A 15,318-nucleotide genomic window follows, 5' to 3' on the forward strand; every position below is an offset into this window, starting at 1 on the left:
GGGGGTATGTGCAACGGTTATGGTCGGCGACCACACCGTGAGATGTGCGGATTGTCCAAGGGGTGTTTGATGGTCCACTCAGTAACGGCTCGCCGCCGTTGGGTTGCCGCGATCGGCTTCCTCAGCGTCAGCGCGCTGGCCCTGTCCGGTTGCGCGCAATCCCAGCGCGACTCTGGTGGTGGCGGCAAGGAGGGCGGCACGCTCACCTTCGGCGCTGCCGGCGCACCGAAGCTCTTCGACCCGTTCTACGCGACGGACGGCGAGACCTTCCGGGTCGCTCGCCAGATGTACGAGGGTCTCGTCGGCTTCAAGCCTGGTACTGCCGAGGTGGAGCCCGCGCTGGCCACCAAGTGGGAGTCGAGCTCCGACGCGAAGACGTGGACGTTCACCCTCAAGGAGGGCGTGAAGTTCCACGACGGCACTGCCTTCAACGCCGAGGCCGTCTGCTTCAACTTCGAGCGCTGGTACAACCAGAAGGGCGCCGGCCAGTCCGACGCCGTCTCGCAGTACTGGCTGGACAACTTCGGCGGGTTCAAGGACACGCCGGACAAGCCCTCGCTGTACAAGTCGTGCACGGCCAAGGACGCGAAGACCGCGGTCATCGAACTCGCTGAGGTCAACTCGCAGTTCCCCGACGTCCTCGGCTTCACCTCGTTCTCGATGTCGAGCCCCGAGGCGCTGAAGAAGTACGACGCGGACAACGTCCAGGCCGCCGGTGACGCGTTCACCTACCCGGCTTACGCGAACGAGCACCCGACCGGCACGGGCCCGTTCAAGTTCAGCAAGTACGACAAGGCCAACAACACCGTGGAGCTCGTCCGCAACGACGACTACTGGGGTACCAAGGCCAAGCTGGACAAGATCGTCTTCAAGATCATCCCGGACGAGACCGCCCGCAAGCAGGCGATCAAGGCCGGCGACATCGACGGTTACGACCTGCCGAACGCGGCTGACTGGGCCGGCCTGAAGTCCGACGGCTTCAACGTCGCGATCCGTCCGGCGTTCAACGTCTTCTACATGGGCATCAACCAGAAGAACAACCCGAAGCTCGCCGACCTCAAGGTCCGCCAGGCCCTGCAGTACGCGATCAACCGCGAGCAGCTGGTCAAGTCGCAGCTGCCGGAAGGTGCCAAGGTCGCGACGCAGTTCATGCCGGACACCGTCGCCGGCTACAACAAGGACCTGAAGGCCGTCCCGTACGACCTGGACAAGGCCAAGTCGCTGCTGGCAGAGGCCGGCGCGTCCGACCTGACGCTGAAGTTCTACTGGCCGTCCGAGGTCACCCGCCCGTACATGCCGTCCCCGAAGGACCTGTTCGGCGCGATCTCCGGCGACCTGCAGAAGGCCGGCATCAAGATCGACGTGGTCACCAAGCCGTGGAACGGTGGCTACCTGACCGACGTCGACCAGGGCATCCCGGACCTGTTCCTGCTCGGCTGGACCGGTGACAACGGCCAGCCCGTCAACTGGGTCGGCACCTTCTTCGGCCGCACCGACAACCGCTTCCACACCGGTGTGTCCGCGTGGGGCAAGACGCTCGCCGACGACCTGGCCAAGGCGAACGCCGAGCCGGACAAGGACAAGCGCAAGTCGCTCTACGAGGACCTGAACAAGCGGATCATGGAGGAGTACCTCCCCGCGATCCCGATCTCGCACTCCCCGCCCGCTCTGGTGTTGAAGTCGGACATCAAGGGTGTCGTCCCGAGCCCGTTGACCGACGAGAAGTTCGGCTCGGCCTCCAAGGGCTGAGCGCGGACTAGCTCCCACCACAAGAGAACAACGGGGTAGCTCAAGTGCTCCGCTACACGATTCGACGGCTGATTCAGCTGGTCGGCGTGGTGCTGGTGCTCTCGCTGCTGCTCTTCGCGTGGTTGCGCGTACTCCCAGGAGGGCCGGTCTCGGCCCTCCTGGGAGATCGTTCTACCCCGGAGAAGGCGGCGGAGCTCACCAAGCAGCTCGGCCTCGATCAGCCGATTTACCTGCAGTACTTCAAATTCCTCGGTCGCGCCCTGACCGGTGACTTCGGCGTCTCCACCGGTGTCCAGCCCGGTGACTCGGCGCTCGACATCTTCATCCAGCGGTTCCCCGCCACGCTCGAGCTGAGCTTCTTCGCGATCGCCATCGCGATCGTGATCGGCGTCCCGCTCGGATATCTCGCCGCGAAACGCCGCGGCAGCTGGTTCGACAACGCCAGCGTCGTCGGCTCCCTGATCGGTGTCGCGGTGCCGGTGTTCTTCCTGGCGTTCGTGCTCAAGGGCCTCGCTTCCTCCGCGCTCGGCCTGCCCTCCAGCGGTCGTCAGGACGCCATCGACGCCACGCGCGTCACCGGCTTCTTCACGCTCGACGGCATGATCACCGGTGAGTGGGACGCGACGTTCAACGCGCTGGTGCACCTGATCCTGCCGTCGATCGCGCTCGCGACGATCCCGTTCGCGGTGATCTTCCGGATCACCCGCGCGGCCGTGCTCGACGTGCTCGACGAGGACTTCGTGCGCACCGCGGAGTCCAAGGGCCTCACGGCTCCGGTGATCCGCCGCAGGCACGTGCTGCGCAACGCGATGCTCCCGGTCGTCACGACGATCGGTCTGCAGACCGGCGCGCTGCTCTCCGGCGCGGTGCTCACCGAGAAGGTGTTCGGCTTCCCCGGTGTCGGCGAGGCGCTCGCCATCGGGTTCGAACGGCGTGACTACCCGGTGCTGCTGTTGTTGATCATCATGGCCACGAGCGTCTACGTCGTCGTGAACCTGTTGGTCGACCTCTCGTACGCGCTCATCGACCCGCGCATCAGGACGAGGTGAGCGCAGTGGCTCTTGGTGTTTCCAAGAAGGAAAAGATCGACGACCTCGCCGAGACCGCGGGCGTCTCGCTCGCGGCCAGCGCGTGGAAGCGGTTGAAGCGCAGCCCGGTGTTCCTCACCGGCGCGGTGATCATCGGCATCTTCATCCTGATCTCGCTGCTGTCGCCGTGGCTCGCGCCGCACAACCCGTCCGACCCGATGCTGATCGACCAGGTCATCAAGGCGCGCAACGAGATCCCGCCCGCCCAGCCCGGTCACCCGCTCGGTGGCGACCTGCAGGGCCGCGACTTCCTGTCGCGCCTGCTGATCGGTTCGCAGCAGACGTTGATCGTCGGCATCGGCGCGACGGTCATCGGACTGACCGGTGGCCTGATCCTGGGCACGCTCGCGGGTGCGATCGGCGGCTGGGTCGACTCGGCCGTCATGCGCATCGTCGACGTCATGCTCTCGCTGCCGTCGCTGCTGCTGGCGTTCTCGATCGCGGCCATGTTCGCACGGCCCAGCCAGTTCACCGTGATCCTCGCGGTCGCGATCGTGCAGATCCCGGTGTTCGCCCGGTTGCTGCGCGGCTCGATGCTGGCGCAACGGCACAGCGACCACGTGCTCGCCGCGACGGCGCTGGGCGTGAAGAAGGGCGCGATCGTGTTCCGGCACATGCTGCCGAACTCGCTCGGCCCGGTGATCGTCCAGTCCACCCTGGTGCTCGCCACGGCGATCATCGAGGCGGCCGCGCTGTCGTTCCTCGGCCTCGGCAACCCGGACGACCGGATCCCGGAGTGGGGTCAGATGCTCGGCGACGTGCAGAAGGTGTTCGACACCCATCCGCAGCTCGCCGCGTACCCCGCGATCTGCATCATCATCGTCGCGCTCGGCTTCACGCTCATGGGTGAGACCCTGCGCGAGGCCCTCGACCCGAAGAACAGGCGGTGAGTCGTCGTGGCACTGCTCGAAGTACGTGACCTCTCCGTCGTGTTCCAGCGCAGGGGCGAGGAACCGTTCATCGCGGTCGACGGCGTCAGCTTCGACGTCGAGCCCGGTCAGACCGTCGGCCTGGTCGGCGAGTCGGGCTGCGGCAAGTCCGTGACCTCGTTGGCGATCATGGGTCTGCTGCCCAAGCGCGGCGCCAAGATCACCGGCACGGTGAAGTACGACGGCACGGACCTGCTCAAGCTCTCCGACCGGGAGATGCGCGACCGTCGTGGCCGCGACCTCGGCATGGTCTTCCAGGACCCGCTGTCGTCGCTCAACCCCGTCGTCCCGATCGGCCTGCAGGTCAGCGAGGTGCTCGAACGGCACCGCGGCATGCCCCGCAAGGAAGCCATGATCGAGGCGAAGGACCTGCTGGACAAGGTCGGCATCCCGGACCCGAACCGGCGGCTCAAGGAGTACCCGCACCAGCTCTCCGGCGGTATGCGGCAGCGCGCTCTGATCGCCATCGCGCTGGCGTGCCGGCCGAAGCTGCTGATCGCGGACGAGCCGACGACGGCCCTCGACGTGACCATCCAGGCCCAGATCCTGTCGTTGATGAAGGAACTGGTGCAGGACCTCGGCACCGCTCTGGTGATGATCACTCACGACCTGGGTGTCGTCGCCGGGCTGTGCGACGAGGTGAACGTGCTGTACGGCGGCAAGGTGGTCGAGAAGGCCATGCGGCACAAGCTCTTCGCCGAGCCGCGCCACCCGTACACGCACGGTCTGCTGGCCTCGATCCCGCGCCTGGACGCGGAACCCGGCGAGAAGCTGACGCCGATCAAGGGCTCGGTCGCGGACAACATCCCGTGGTCTCAGGGATGCGCGTTCGCACCCCGCTGCCCCAACGCGCTGGACGTGTGCGTTCAGGTCACGCCCGCGGAAGAAGACCAGCTGGGCCGCCTGCTCCGCTGCCACAACCCGGTGGTTCCTGGAACTCCCGCCGCCGAGGAGGTGCCGGTGTGAGCGAGACCCTGGTGTCCGTCCAGGACATGAAGGTGCACTTCCCGATCAAGCGCGGCGTCTTCATCGACCGCACCGTCGGGTACGTCTACGCGGTCGACGGCGTAGACCTGGAGATCAAGCGCGGCGAGACCTACGGCCTGGTCGGCGAGTCCGGCTGCGGCAAGTCCACCCTCGGGCGGGCGATGCTGCGGCTGAACGAGCCGACCGCGGGCAAGATGGTCTTCGACGGGCAGGACTTCTCGACCCTGAAGGGCGAGGAGCTGCGCAAGATGCGGCGCCGGATCCAGATGGTATTCCAGGACCCGCTGTCCTCTTTGGACCCGCGCCAGTCCGTGGAGTCGATCCTGGTCGAGGGTCTGCGCGCGCACGGCCTGGACAAGGGCAAGGAGTCCACGTCGAAGCGGCTGCGCGAGCTGCTCTCGGCCGTGGGTCTGCCGGCTTCCGCGCTGCGCAAGTACCCGCACGAGTTCTCGGGCGGTCAGCGGCAGCGCATCGGCATCGCGCGGGCACTGGCGCTCGAGCCGGACCTGATCGTCGCCGACGAGCCGGTGTCCGCGCTGGACGTGTCGGTGCAGGCCCAGGTCGTGAACCTGATGGAGGAACTGCAGGAGCAGTTCGGCCTGACGTACCTGGTGATCGCGCACGACCTCGCCGTCGTGAAGCACATCTCCGACCGGGTCGGCGTGATGTACCTCGGTGGTCTGGTCGAGGAGGCCACCGCCGAGGACCTCTACGCCGAGCCGCTGCACCCGTACACGCGGGCGCTGCTGTCGGCGATCCCGGTGCCCGACCCGGTGGTCGAGGACCGGCGCGAACGGATCCTGCTGGCAGGCGACCTCCCGTCGCCCGCCAACCCGCCCACCGGCTGCCGGTTCCACACCCGGTGCCCGTGGCGGCAGGCGTCCCGTTGCGACACCGAACGCCCGGCGCTGCGCGAACTCAAGCCCGGCCACAAGGTCGCGTGCCACTGGGCCGAGCAGATCCAGTCCGGCGAGATCCAGCCGCACGAGGTGAAGCCGATCCTCGTCGAGGAGAACGACGGCCTCTCGCCGGACGTTCCGCTCGTGGGACCGGCGTCCGTCACCGAGGCATTGAACCCCTGAGATGGCAACGGCACGGTTGAGCGTTCGCGCGCTCAACCGTGCCCTGCTCTCCCGGCAGTACCTGCTGAAGAAGCATGATCTGCCGGAACGCGACGTGGTCGAGCACCTGGTCGGCATGCACGCGCAGATACCGGTGGGGCCGTACGTCGGGCTCTGGTCGAGGCTGCGCCGCTACCGACCGGAGCGACTGTCCACAATGGTCGCCGAACGCGAGCTGGTCCGCACCGCGCTGATGCGGTCGACGATCCACCTCGTCACACCTGACGACTGCCTGACGCTGCGACCGTTGGTGCAGCAGGTGCTGGACCGCGACCTCTACTCGAACTCGAGCCATGCCGCGGTCGTCAAGGATCTCGATCTCGACGCGGTGGTCGAGCGCGGCCTGGAGTTGCTCGACGAGCGACCGCGCACGCCGAGCGAACTCGGCAAGGCCCTGCACGAGCGCTGGCCGGACCGCAAGCCGGACACGCTCGCCTACGCGGTGCGCAACCTGGCCCCGCTGGTGCAGACCCCGCCACGCGGCACGTGGGGCGGCGTCGGTCGCACCGTGCACGCGTCGGCGAGGACGTGGCTGGGCAGGCCGATCGACCCCGCCCCGTCATTGGAGCGGATGATCCGGCGCTACCTGGCGGCGTTCGGCCCGGCGAGCGTGCCCGACATCCAGGCGTGGTGCGGGCTGACCAGGCTGGCCGAGGTCGTCGGCCGGATGGACCTGCGGGTGTACCTGGACGACGACGGCCGCGAGCTGTTCGACGTCCCGGAGGCCGAGCTGCCCGATCCGGCGGTGCCCGCGCGGCCGAGGTACCTGCCCGAGTTCGACAACGTGTTCCTCTCGCACGCCCGGCGGGAGCGGATCATTCCGGAGGGTCTGTCGTTCGCCCAGTGGAGCCGCCGGCACGGGCTGATGATGACCGCGCGCGGCGGGGTGCTGCGCGGCAACCTCCTGGTCGGCGGCCTGCTCCAGGGCATCTGGCGGGTGGACGACGAGAAGAAGGCGTACCGGCTCGTCGTCGAGCCGTTCATCGAGGTGTCGAAGAAGGACCTGGCTGCGCTGGAATCCGAGGGCCACGGCCTGCTGGCGTTCGCGTTTCCACAGGGGGAGTCGTTCGACGTGCAGGTGGTGCTCTAGCGGGAGCTGCTGCAGTTCAGGGATGGACAGTCGTGGCTCGATCCTGCTTCGCGCGGCCGAGATCGCGTCCGTCGACGGCCTTGAAGGGGTCACGATCGGGCGGCTCGCGGTCGAGCTCGGCATGAGCAAGAGCGGGGTGTTCTCACACTTCGGCTCGAAGGAAGAGCTGCAGATCTCCACCGTGCACGTGGCCGCGGAGATCTTCTCGCGCGAGGTCGTGATCGCCGGTGGGTCGGTGCTGGACCTTTGTGGCCGGTGGCTCGACTACTCGAAGCGCCGCGTGTTCCCGGGTGGCTGCTTCTTCGTCGTGACGCGCTCGGAGTTCGCCGCCCGCCCCGGCCGCGTGCGCGACGCGTTGATGCTCTTCAACCTGCGCTGGATCTCACTGCTGGAACGGCTCTGCGGTGACGCGCAGATGGCGTTCGAAGTGGACGCTCTGCTGACCGCGGCCGACCGGTTCGCGGTGCTCTACGACGACGCCTCGGCGTACGAGAGAGTGCGGTCCGCGTTGCGTGCACGGATCACCATGCCGATGGGGATGGAGATGAGCGTCGCCACGCCGAACGACAGCAGCATCGCGAGCCACGCCTCGTCGACGATCTGTCCGCCGATGTAGCCGACGGCGGCGGGGTAGAGGCTCCACAACGCCGACCCGATCGCCGCGACCGGCACGAAGCGCCTCAGCGGCCATTTCAGGGCCCCCGCGAGCATCGCCCCGACGATCCCGCCCGCCGGCAGGAACCGCGCCGCGATGAGGATCGTCTCGCCCTTGGACGCGAGCTGGTCGGCGGTCCACACGACCATCGCCCGAGCCTTGGCGTTCTTGTTGACCCGGTCGAGGGCCCTCATGCCCATCCGGCGGCCCATAGTAAAGTTGATCATGTCGCTGGCCAGGCATCCGGCAGCGGCGACGGCGATCACCAGGTACAGCGGGATCTCACCGGACGCGGCCAGGACACCAGCGCCGATGAGCACGGCCTCCGTCGGTGCCAGGGGCACGACGGCGACCAGGAACAGCACGACGAGGCTGGCGGCTGTGGTGCTCATGATCCGTGAACGTACGTGACCCAGGTGAACAATCCCGACCTGGGGCTTTCTTCAGCCTGCCCACAGGTCAGAAGTCGATCTATACCCTCGATTTGTGCCGTTCACGCTCGCGCACCCGGCCGCGGTGCTCCCACTGCGCCGGTTCCTCTGGTTTCCGGGACTGGTCGCGGGCGCGATGGCACCCGATCTCGGTTACTACGTCCCTGTCCTGCCGACGCACGACGTCCTGGGCGGATCACTGGCGGCGGTGGTGTTGCTGCTGGTAGGACGGCTACTGCTGCCGTCGGTGATGGCGCTGGCACCGGAGTTCGTGCGGACGAGGGTGTCCCGGCCGGGAGACTTCCGCCGGCCGGTCCTGGCCGCGTTGTCCATTGTGGTGGGCGTGCTCACGCACCTGCTGTGGGACGTCTTCACCCAGACCGACGGCTGGTTCGTGCAACAGTGGGACTGGCTGACCATCTCGGTCGTCGGCCCGCACCGGGTCTACAACGTGATCGGCTACGTGTCATCCCTCGGCGGCCTCGTCCTGCTCGCCTGGATCGGTCTGGTTGCCCCCAGGGGCAATGACTGGCCGTCACACCCCAAGATTTCCCGGTACAAAATCCGGGCCTTCGTCGCCCTCGCCGCAATCGTCGGCGCTGCCTGGTCGTTGTCCGATCCTGTCAGCCAGGCGAGCACCTATGACTGGGTCCGCAACCTGCTGCTCGGCGTGATCCAGGGCACATGTGCGGCAGTGGCCGTGCACGCGGTCTTGTGGGGCTTCAAACAGTCACGGCATGACAGGTCATGACAGCCCGCTGAGGCCTGTCGAGTTCGCATCTGTCACGCATTCAAGCCTCGGAACTGCCGTTGACCGGCTTGTTCGCCCGTCATTAACCTCCGAGATCCAATAGGAAAGCTTGTTTACCAATCCTTCGCCGCCGCCCCTGTGCCCAGGAGGACGAAGTGATCAGAAAACACACCCGTGTGGGTGTCACATTGGCGCTGTTAGCGCTGGTGATGCCCCAGATAGCGGGGTCGGGGACGGCCAATGCGGCTGACACCCTGCTCTCGGCCAACAAACCCACCAGCACGTCGTCCGTCGAGGCGGAGACCTTCGGGGGTGCCAACGCCGTCGACGGAGATCCGACCACTCGTTGGGCGAGCCTCGAAGGACATGATCCGGAGTGGATCGCGGTCGACCTCGGCGGCACCGCGACCATCGGCAGGGTCAAGCTCACCTGGGAGGCCGCCTACGCTTCCGAGTACAAGATCCAGACCTCCGCCGACGGCTCGACGTGGAGCACCAAGAAGACCCTCACCGGTCAGAACGGTGGCACCGACGACGTGACCCTCACGACGAGTGGACGCTTCGTGCGGATCTACGGCACCAAGCGCGGCACGCCGTACGGCTATTCGCTGTTCGGGCTGGAGGTCTACGGCAGCAACCCCAACGGCGACAACACGCCGCCCACCGCGCCGGCCGACCTCGCCAGCACGGCGACCACGTCGGACTCGGTGAGTCTGCAGTGGACGGCCGCGACCGACAACGTAGGCGTGACCGGCTACGACGTCCTGCGCAACGGCAGCGTCGTCGGTTCTCCCGCCGGCACGACGTTCACCGACACGGGTCTCGCGTCGGGCACGCAGTTCACCTACACCGTCAAAGCGAGGGACGCGGCCGGCAACCTCGGGCCCGCGAGCAACGCGGTCCAGGCGACCACCAAGCCCGCCGCACCCGGCGACACCATCACGGTCGTCGTCGCCGGTGACATCGCGTCGCTCACGAACTCCGAGCACTACGAGACCGCGAAGCTGATCGACCAGATCAAGCCGAGTCACATCCTCACGGTCGGCGACAACCAGTACGACAGCGGCACGCTCGCGGAGTTCAAGGCCCACTACGACAAGTCGTGGGGCAAGTTCAAGAGCATCACCCACCCCGCGACCGGCAACCACGAGTGGGAGGACAACCTCAACGGCTACAAGTCGTACTTCGGTGCGCAGGCCTACCCGAACGGCAAGCCGTACTACACCTGGGACGCGGGCCAGTTCCACTTCGTCTCGGTCGACTCGAACCCGATGTACGAGAACGGCAGCGACTCGACGCAGCTCAACTGGCTGAAGGCCGACCTGGCCGCGAACACCAAGCCCTGCGTCGTCGGCTACTGGCACCAACCGCGGTTCAACTCGGGCAAGTACGGCGACCTGACCCAGGTGGCCCCGTACTGGAACGCGTTCGCCGACGCCAAGGCCGACCTCGTGTTCAACGGTCACGACCACCACTACGAGCGCTTCTCGCCGCTGAGCAAGAGCGGTGCGGTCGACACGGTGAACGGCATGCGGTCGGCGATCGTCGGCATCGGCGGTGACTACCTCTACGACGAGCGCACCCCGCGTGCCGGTGTCGAGAAGTACTTCTCCGACAGCCACGGCGTCATGAAGCTCACCCTGTCCGGCACCTCCTACTCGTGGGAGGTCATCGACACCGCCGGCAAGGTGCGCGACAAGGCCGGTCCTTACAACTGTCGCTGATCATTTCTGGCTGTTGAGTTCGGAGGCCGTCGTGTACATCGCAACTGCTCGACAAGCTCCAGCCGCGGGTGGCACCGGCAGGATCGCGGCGAACGTGCTCGCCCTGGGCGCGGTTTCCCTGCTCACCGACATCTCGTCGGAGATGGTCACCGCGATCCTGCCGCTCTACCTCGTGCTGGGACTGGGGTTCTCCCCGCTGCAGTTCGGTGTGCTCGACGGCATCTACACCGGTGTGACGGCTCTGGTTCGCGTTGTCGGCGGTCACGCTGCGGACCGCTGGCAACGGCGCAAGCTCGTCGCCGGACTCGGGTACGGGATCTCGGCGCTGGGCAAGCTCGGCTTGCTCGCCGCCGGGACCTCGGCGGGCGCGATGGGGCTCGTGCTGGCCGGGGATCGAACCGGCAAGGGCTTGCGCACCGCGCCGAGGGACGCGCTGATCACGTTGAGCAGTGAGCCTTCGGCGCTCGGACGCGCCTTCGGTGTCCACCGTGCCATGGACACCGTCGGCGCGTTCCTCGGTCCACTGGTCGCGTTCTGTCTCTTGTGGACACTTCCGGCTCGCTACGACGTCGTGTTCGTGGTGAGCTTCTGCTTCGCCGCCATCGGGTTTCTGGTGCTGGTGTTGTTCGTGCGCGATCACCGGGACGTGCTGCCACGCGTCGCGGTGTCGCTTCGGAGTGCGTTTGGGCTGTTGCGCGACCCACGTTTCCGGCGGGTCTGTGTGGTCGCGTGCGGGCTCGGGCTGCTGACGCTCGGCGACGGGTTCGTCTACCTGTTGCTGCAGAAGAAGCTCGACGTCGAGGTCGCCTACATCGCGTTGCTGCCGCTCGGCACGGCCGGCGTGTACCTGCTCGCCGCCGTGCCGATCGGCGCTCTGGCCGACCGGGTGGGGCGCTGGCGGATCTTCCTCGCCGGCCACCTCGCGCTGTTCGGCGCGTACCTGATGTTCGTTGGTGTGTCAGGGGTTTTCTTGCTCGTGGGCGTTCTGCTGCTGCACGGGTTGTTCTACGCGTGCACAGATGGCGTGCTGATGGCCGTCGCCGGGCCGATGGTCCCCGAGGAGCTGCGCACGTCCGGTCTGGCCCTGCTCCAGACCGGCCAGGTGCTGGCGCGGGCGTGTTCCTCCGTGCTCTTCGGTGCTCTTTGGACGTGGTTGGCTTGATGAGGATCCTGATCGTCGTCGCGGCCGTGCTCGTTCTGGGCGCCGGCGCGACGGCCTACGCGTTGCGCACTCCGGAGGCGGTTTCCGTGGCCACGGAACCGGGTCCTGTCGAACTCTCGCCGGGCCGGTTGCTGTTCGTGGACGACGTGAGCGGGAAGCTCGCCTCGGTGCCGTTGTCCTCACCTGGCGGGCCTCGCCGGGTGAGTTCGTTGTCCTGCAAGCGCTTCTACACCGCTGCCCAGCAGGGGTTGTGCCTCGCGGACACGACTCGGCCCATGCCCGGCTCGACCGCGGTGTTCGTCGACCGGGAGTTGCAGGAGAAGCGCCGCGTCGAGGTCGCGGGCGTGCCGAACCGCGCCAAGCTGTCGGCGGACGGGCGGATGGCGTCGTGGACGACGTTCGTGACCGGCGACTCGTACTCGCAGCCCGGGACGTTCTCGACGCGCACCGGCATCTTCGACACCCAGACCGAGGAGTACGCCAGCAACATCGAGGGGCTGCGGGTCGAGGGCCGGAAGATGACCAACGACATGAACTACTGGGGCGTCACGTTCACCTCGGACGACCGCCTCTTCTACGCCACTCTCGGCGTCGGCGGGAAGACCTACCTGATCCAGGCCGACGTGGTGGACAAGTCCGCGAAGGCGTTGCGGGAGAACGCCGAATGCCCGTCGCTGTCACCGGACGGCAAGCGCGTGGCGTTCAAGAAGCGCGTGCCCGGCGACGGCGCGCGGCCGTGGCGCGAGCACGTGCTGGACCTGAGCACGATGGTGGAGACACCGCTGGCCGAGACCCGTGGGATCGACGACCAGGTCGTGTGGCTCGACAACGACACCATCGCCTACGGCCTGCCGGGAGAGGGCATCTGGGCCGTGCCGGCGAACGGGGAGGGCGCGCCGCGGCAGCTGGTGCCGCACGCGTCCTCCCCGTCGCTGGTTACCGGTTAGCTCGGTTGATCGCGCTGACGATCGCGCGGAACGAGGCGGCGACCGTGGAGGAGTCGATACCGACGCCCCACAGCACCCGGTCGCCCACCGCGCACTCGAGGTAGGCGGCGGCGCGGGCGTCGTCACCGGCGGACAGCGCGTGCTCGGCGTAGTCCAGCACCCGCACGTCGTAGCCCACCGAGGCGAGCGCGTCGACGAACGCGGCGATCGGACCGTTGCCGGAGCCGGTGATCTCCTGCTGCTCTCCGTCGATCAGCAGCGTCGCGGTGATCTCCTCGTGCCCGCTGCCGTCCGAGGACGCCTTGTGCTTCAGCAGGTACAGCGGCACCCGGCCGTGCAGGTACTCCTCCGCGAAGGCGTCCCACATCTCCTTCGGGTTGATCTCGCCGCCCTGCGTGTCGGTGACCTCCTGGATCACCCTGGAGAACTCGATCTGCAGGCGGCGCGGCAGGTCGAGGTGGTGCTCCTGCTTCATCAGGTACGCCACGCCGCCCTTGCCGGACTGCGAGTTGACCCGGATGACGGCCTCGTAGTTGCGGCCGACGTCCTTCGGGTCGATCGGCAGGTACGGGACCTCCCACGGGAAGTCGTCGACGTGCTGACCGGCGTCCTTGGCGTCCGCCTCCAGCGACTCGAAGCCCTTCTTGATGGCGTCCTGGTGGGAGCCGGAGAAGGCGGTGAAGACCAGGTCGCCGCCGTACGGGTGGCGCTCGGCGACGGGCAGCTGGTTGCAGTACTCGACGGTGCGGCGGACCTCGTCGATGTCGCTGAAGTCGATCTGCGGGTCGATGCCCTGGCTGAACATGTTCATCGCCAGCGTGACCAGGCAGACGTTGCCGGTGCGCTCACCGTTGCCGAACAGGCAGCCCTCGATGCGGTCCGCGCCGGCCAGGTAGCCCAGCTCGGCCGCGGCCACACCGGTGCCGCGGTCGTTGTGGGGGTGCAGGCTCAGGATGATGCTGTCGCGGTTGGCCAGGTTGCGGGACATCCACTCGATGCTGTCCGCGTAGACGTTCGGGGTGGCCATCTCGACCGTGGCCGGCAGGTTGATGATCAGCGGCTTTTCCGGCGTCGGTTGGATGACCTCGGTGACCGCGTTGCAGACTTCCAGGGCGTACGTGAGCTCGGTGCCCGTGTAGGACTCCGGGCTGTACTCGTAGCGGAAGTCGGTCTCCGGGTAGTCCTTCTCCTGCGCCTTGGCGAACTTCGCCGCGTCCACCGCGATCTTCTTGATGCCGTCCCGGTCGGAGCGGAAGACGACCCGGCGCTGCAGGATCGAGGTCGAGTTGTAGAAGTGGACGATGGCCTTGCCTGCGCCGCGCAGGGACTCGAAGGTCCTGGCGATCAGCTCTTCTCGGCACTGGGTCAGGACCTGGATCGTGACGTCGTCCGGGATCGCGCCGTCCTCGATGATCTCGCGGACGAAGTCGAAGTCGGTCTGGGACGCCGCCGGGAAGCCGACCTCGATCTCCTTGAAGCCCATGCGGACCAGGAGGTCGAACATCTTGCGCTTGCGGGCCGGCGACATCGGGTCGATCAGGGCCTGGTTGCCGTCTCGCAGGTCCACCGCGCACCACTGCGGCGCTTTGTCCGCTCGCTTGGTGGGCCAGGTGCGGTCCGGTACGTCGATGACCTCGACCAGCTCGTGGAACGGGCGGTAGCGGTGGAACGGCATGCTGCTGCCGAGCTGGCGGTTCCAGGAGGGCTGTTCGGCCGGAGCCTGGCGCGCGGGCTGGCGAATGCGGCTGGTGCCGGAGGTGTAGGCGTCTGCTGACGAGAACTCGTCCGAGCTGGTCACTTTGGAGCTCCTGCGGGTCGTTTCACGGGAACGACCGGCGGCAACGCTGAGTCCCGCGACGGGGGGCCGGTCTGATCAGACCCCGTCACGGCAGCGAAGCAGGAGGGAACGCCACACGTCGGACAGAGTAGCCACAGATGCCGGGTTGATGGAACTTGAGGACCGGATTGTGGGATGTGGCTACTCAGAGTGGCCGCTGTTCAGCAGCCGCGACACTGGGCGCGATCGTGGTCGACTTGCAAGTTTTGGATCGCGCTGAACTGGGAAAAGTTCATACATGTCCAGATTACGTACGACTAGTGGCCGCGGCACGGCTTCACGCGTGATCAGCGGCATCGGTGTGGTCTTCGCCCTGATCGAGATCCTCTACATCCTGATGATCGTGCTCGGTGCGAACCAGGCGAACGCGTTCTTCAAGTTCGTCCAGTCCCTGGCCGAGCCTCTCGCACTGTTCTTCCCCGGCCTGTTCCACACGGGGAACTTCAACGTCGACGTGCTGCTCAACTACGGGCTCGCCGCCGTGTTCTGGCTGGTCGTGACCGGCATTCTTGCGCGTGCGGTGTCTCGCTACTGAGTAGTAGATTCCCCGGCTATGCGTACGCGGGTAGTCGGGATCGCGGCAGGTGTTGTCAGTTGGGTGGGCCTCGCGCTGGCGGTCGTGCTCGTGGTGCACGTGGTGCTGACCGTCGGCGGGGCCAACCCCGGCAACCCCATCACCAGCACGATCAAGTCGATCGCCGAGCCCGTCGCGCTGGCCTTCAAGAACCTCTTCGAGCCAGAGGACGCGAAGTTGCGGACGATCGTGAACTTCGGGCTGGCGGCGTTGTTCTGGCTTGCCGTTCGAGCGATCGTCCTCAAGCTCGTGAGGCGCCTCAACTAGGTTCGA

Annotated in this window: 13 protein-coding genes and 2 pseudogenes; 13 read left to right on the plus strand and 2 right to left on the minus strand. The window is 67.1% G+C overall.

Annotated features, from left to right (window positions below; translation table 11 throughout):
* The first annotated feature begins 69 nt into the window (after positions 1-69).
* From UK23_RS18360 to UK23_RS18390, 7 genes are read left to right on the plus strand one after another with little or no spacing between them, the layout of a single operon-like run.
* Positions 70-1,749, plus strand: a complete 1,680-nt coding sequence (locus UK23_RS18360; protein WP_045312783.1) for an ABC transporter substrate-binding protein — start codon at positions 70-72, stop codon at positions 1,747-1,749.
* 44 nt (positions 1,750-1,793) lie between these two features.
* Positions 1,794-2,798 carry an ABC transporter permease gene (locus tag UK23_RS18365; RefSeq protein WP_045312784.1) on the plus strand — a complete coding sequence of 335 codons (1,005 nt, stop codon included), beginning with the start codon at positions 1,794-1,796 and terminating at the stop codon, positions 2,796-2,798.
* A 5-nt stretch (positions 2,799-2,803) separates the two neighbouring features.
* Positions 2,804-3,727, plus strand: coding sequence for an ABC transporter permease (locus UK23_RS18370; protein ID WP_045312785.1), 924 nt, complete (start codon positions 2,804-2,806; stop codon positions 3,725-3,727).
* A 6-nt stretch (positions 3,728-3,733) separates the two neighbouring features.
* The gene (locus tag UK23_RS18375; protein ID WP_045312786.1) at positions 3,734-4,732 is read left to right on the plus strand and encodes an ABC transporter ATP-binding protein; all 999 of its coding nucleotides are present in this window, start codon (positions 3,734-3,736) and stop codon (positions 4,730-4,732) included.
* A 26-nt stretch (positions 4,733-4,758) separates the two neighbouring features.
* Complete coding sequence (locus UK23_RS18380) at positions 4,759-5,835, plus strand: ABC transporter ATP-binding protein (protein WP_045312810.1); 1,077 nt, start codon at positions 4,759-4,761, stop codon at positions 5,833-5,835.
* A gap of 1 nt (position 5,836) precedes the next feature.
* Positions 5,837-6,964, plus strand: coding sequence for a winged helix DNA-binding domain-containing protein (locus UK23_RS18385; protein ID WP_045312787.1), 1,128 nt, complete (start codon positions 5,837-5,839; stop codon positions 6,962-6,964).
* Positions 6,965-6,986: 22 nt separating this feature from the next.
* Entirely contained in the window at positions 6,987-7,580 is a 594-nt protein-coding gene (locus UK23_RS18390) for a TetR/AcrR family transcriptional regulator (RefSeq protein WP_045312788.1), read from the plus strand.
* 56 nt (positions 7,581-7,636) lie between these two features.
* Here UK23_RS18390 and UK23_RS50315 read toward each other — a convergent pair.
* Positions 7,637-8,011, minus strand: a pseudogene (locus UK23_RS50315) (DedA family protein); the annotation flags it as partial.
* Between the two features lie 94 nt (positions 8,012-8,105).
* Between UK23_RS50315 and UK23_RS18400 the strand changes: the two are divergent.
* The 4 genes and pseudogenes from UK23_RS18400 to UK23_RS51690 all read left to right on the plus strand — a co-directional run bounded on the left by UK23_RS18400 (position 8,106) and on the right by UK23_RS51690 (position 12,634).
* Complete coding sequence (locus UK23_RS18400; RefSeq protein ID WP_045312790.1) at positions 8,106-8,801, plus strand: DUF4184 family protein; 696 nt, start codon at positions 8,106-8,108, stop codon at positions 8,799-8,801.
* Between the two features lie 155 nt (positions 8,802-8,956).
* A complete protein-coding gene (locus UK23_RS18405) occupies positions 8,957-10,525 on the plus strand; it encodes a discoidin domain-containing protein (RefSeq protein ID WP_231114559.1) in 1,569 nt (522 codons plus the stop codon).
* Between the two features lie 31 nt (positions 10,526-10,556).
* Positions 10,557-11,761: pseudogene (locus UK23_RS51685) on the plus strand (MFS transporter); the annotation flags it as partial.
* Between the two features lie 12 nt (positions 11,762-11,773).
* Complete coding sequence (locus tag UK23_RS51690) at positions 11,774-12,634, plus strand: hypothetical protein (RefSeq protein WP_419503887.1); 861 nt, start codon at positions 11,774-11,776, stop codon at positions 12,632-12,634.
* Here the strand turns inward: UK23_RS51690 and leuA are convergent.
* On the minus strand, positions 12,624-14,432 hold the full coding sequence (gene leuA, locus UK23_RS18420; RefSeq protein ID WP_045312791.1) for a 2-isopropylmalate synthase: 1,809 nt from the start codon (positions 14,430-14,432) through the stop codon (positions 12,624-12,626). The two genes, UK23_RS51690 and leuA, sit on opposite strands and share 11 nt — an antisense overlap.
* Before the next feature lie 277 nt (positions 14,433-14,709).
* Here leuA and UK23_RS18425 point away from each other — a divergent pair, with 277 nt between their 5' ends.
* Both UK23_RS18425 and UK23_RS18430 read left to right on the plus strand, forming a co-directional pair.
* Positions 14,710-15,006, plus strand: a complete 297-nt coding sequence (locus UK23_RS18425) for a hypothetical protein (protein WP_045312792.1) — start codon at positions 14,710-14,712, stop codon at positions 15,004-15,006.
* 18 nt (positions 15,007-15,024) lie between these two features.
* Positions 15,025-15,312, plus strand: a complete 288-nt coding sequence (locus tag UK23_RS18430) for a hypothetical protein (protein ID WP_156213208.1) — start codon at positions 15,025-15,027, stop codon at positions 15,310-15,312.
* Positions 15,313-15,318 lie beyond the last annotated feature (6 nt).

Origin of the sequence: Lentzea aerocolonigenes, from assembly GCF_000955955.1 — a bacterium.
Lineage (GTDB): Bacteria > Actinomycetota > Actinomycetes > Mycobacteriales > Pseudonocardiaceae > Lentzea > Lentzea aerocolonigenes_A.

Excerpts from the sequence above, each read along its gene's own strand:
- UK23_RS18360 (WP_045312783.1), top strand. The coding sequence starts at position 70 with ATGGTCCACTCAGTAACGGCTCGCCGCCGTTGGGTTGCCGCGATCGGC.
- UK23_RS18380 (WP_045312810.1), top strand. The coding sequence starts at position 4,759 with ATGAAGGTGCACTTCCCGATCAAGCGCGGCGTCTTCATCGACCGCACC.
- UK23_RS18385 (WP_045312787.1), top strand. The coding sequence starts at position 5,837 with ATGGCAACGGCACGGTTGAGCGTTCGCGCGCTCAACCGTGCCCTGCTC.
- UK23_RS18390 (WP_045312788.1), top strand. The coding sequence starts at position 6,987 with ATGGACAGTCGTGGCTCGATCCTGCTTCGCGCGGCCGAGATCGCGTCC.
- UK23_RS18425 (WP_045312792.1), top strand. The coding sequence starts at position 14,710 with ATGTCCAGATTACGTACGACTAGTGGCCGCGGCACGGCTTCACGCGTG.
- UK23_RS18430 (WP_156213208.1), top strand. The coding sequence starts at position 15,025 with ATGCGTACGCGGGTAGTCGGGATCGCGGCAGGTGTTGTCAGTTGGGTG.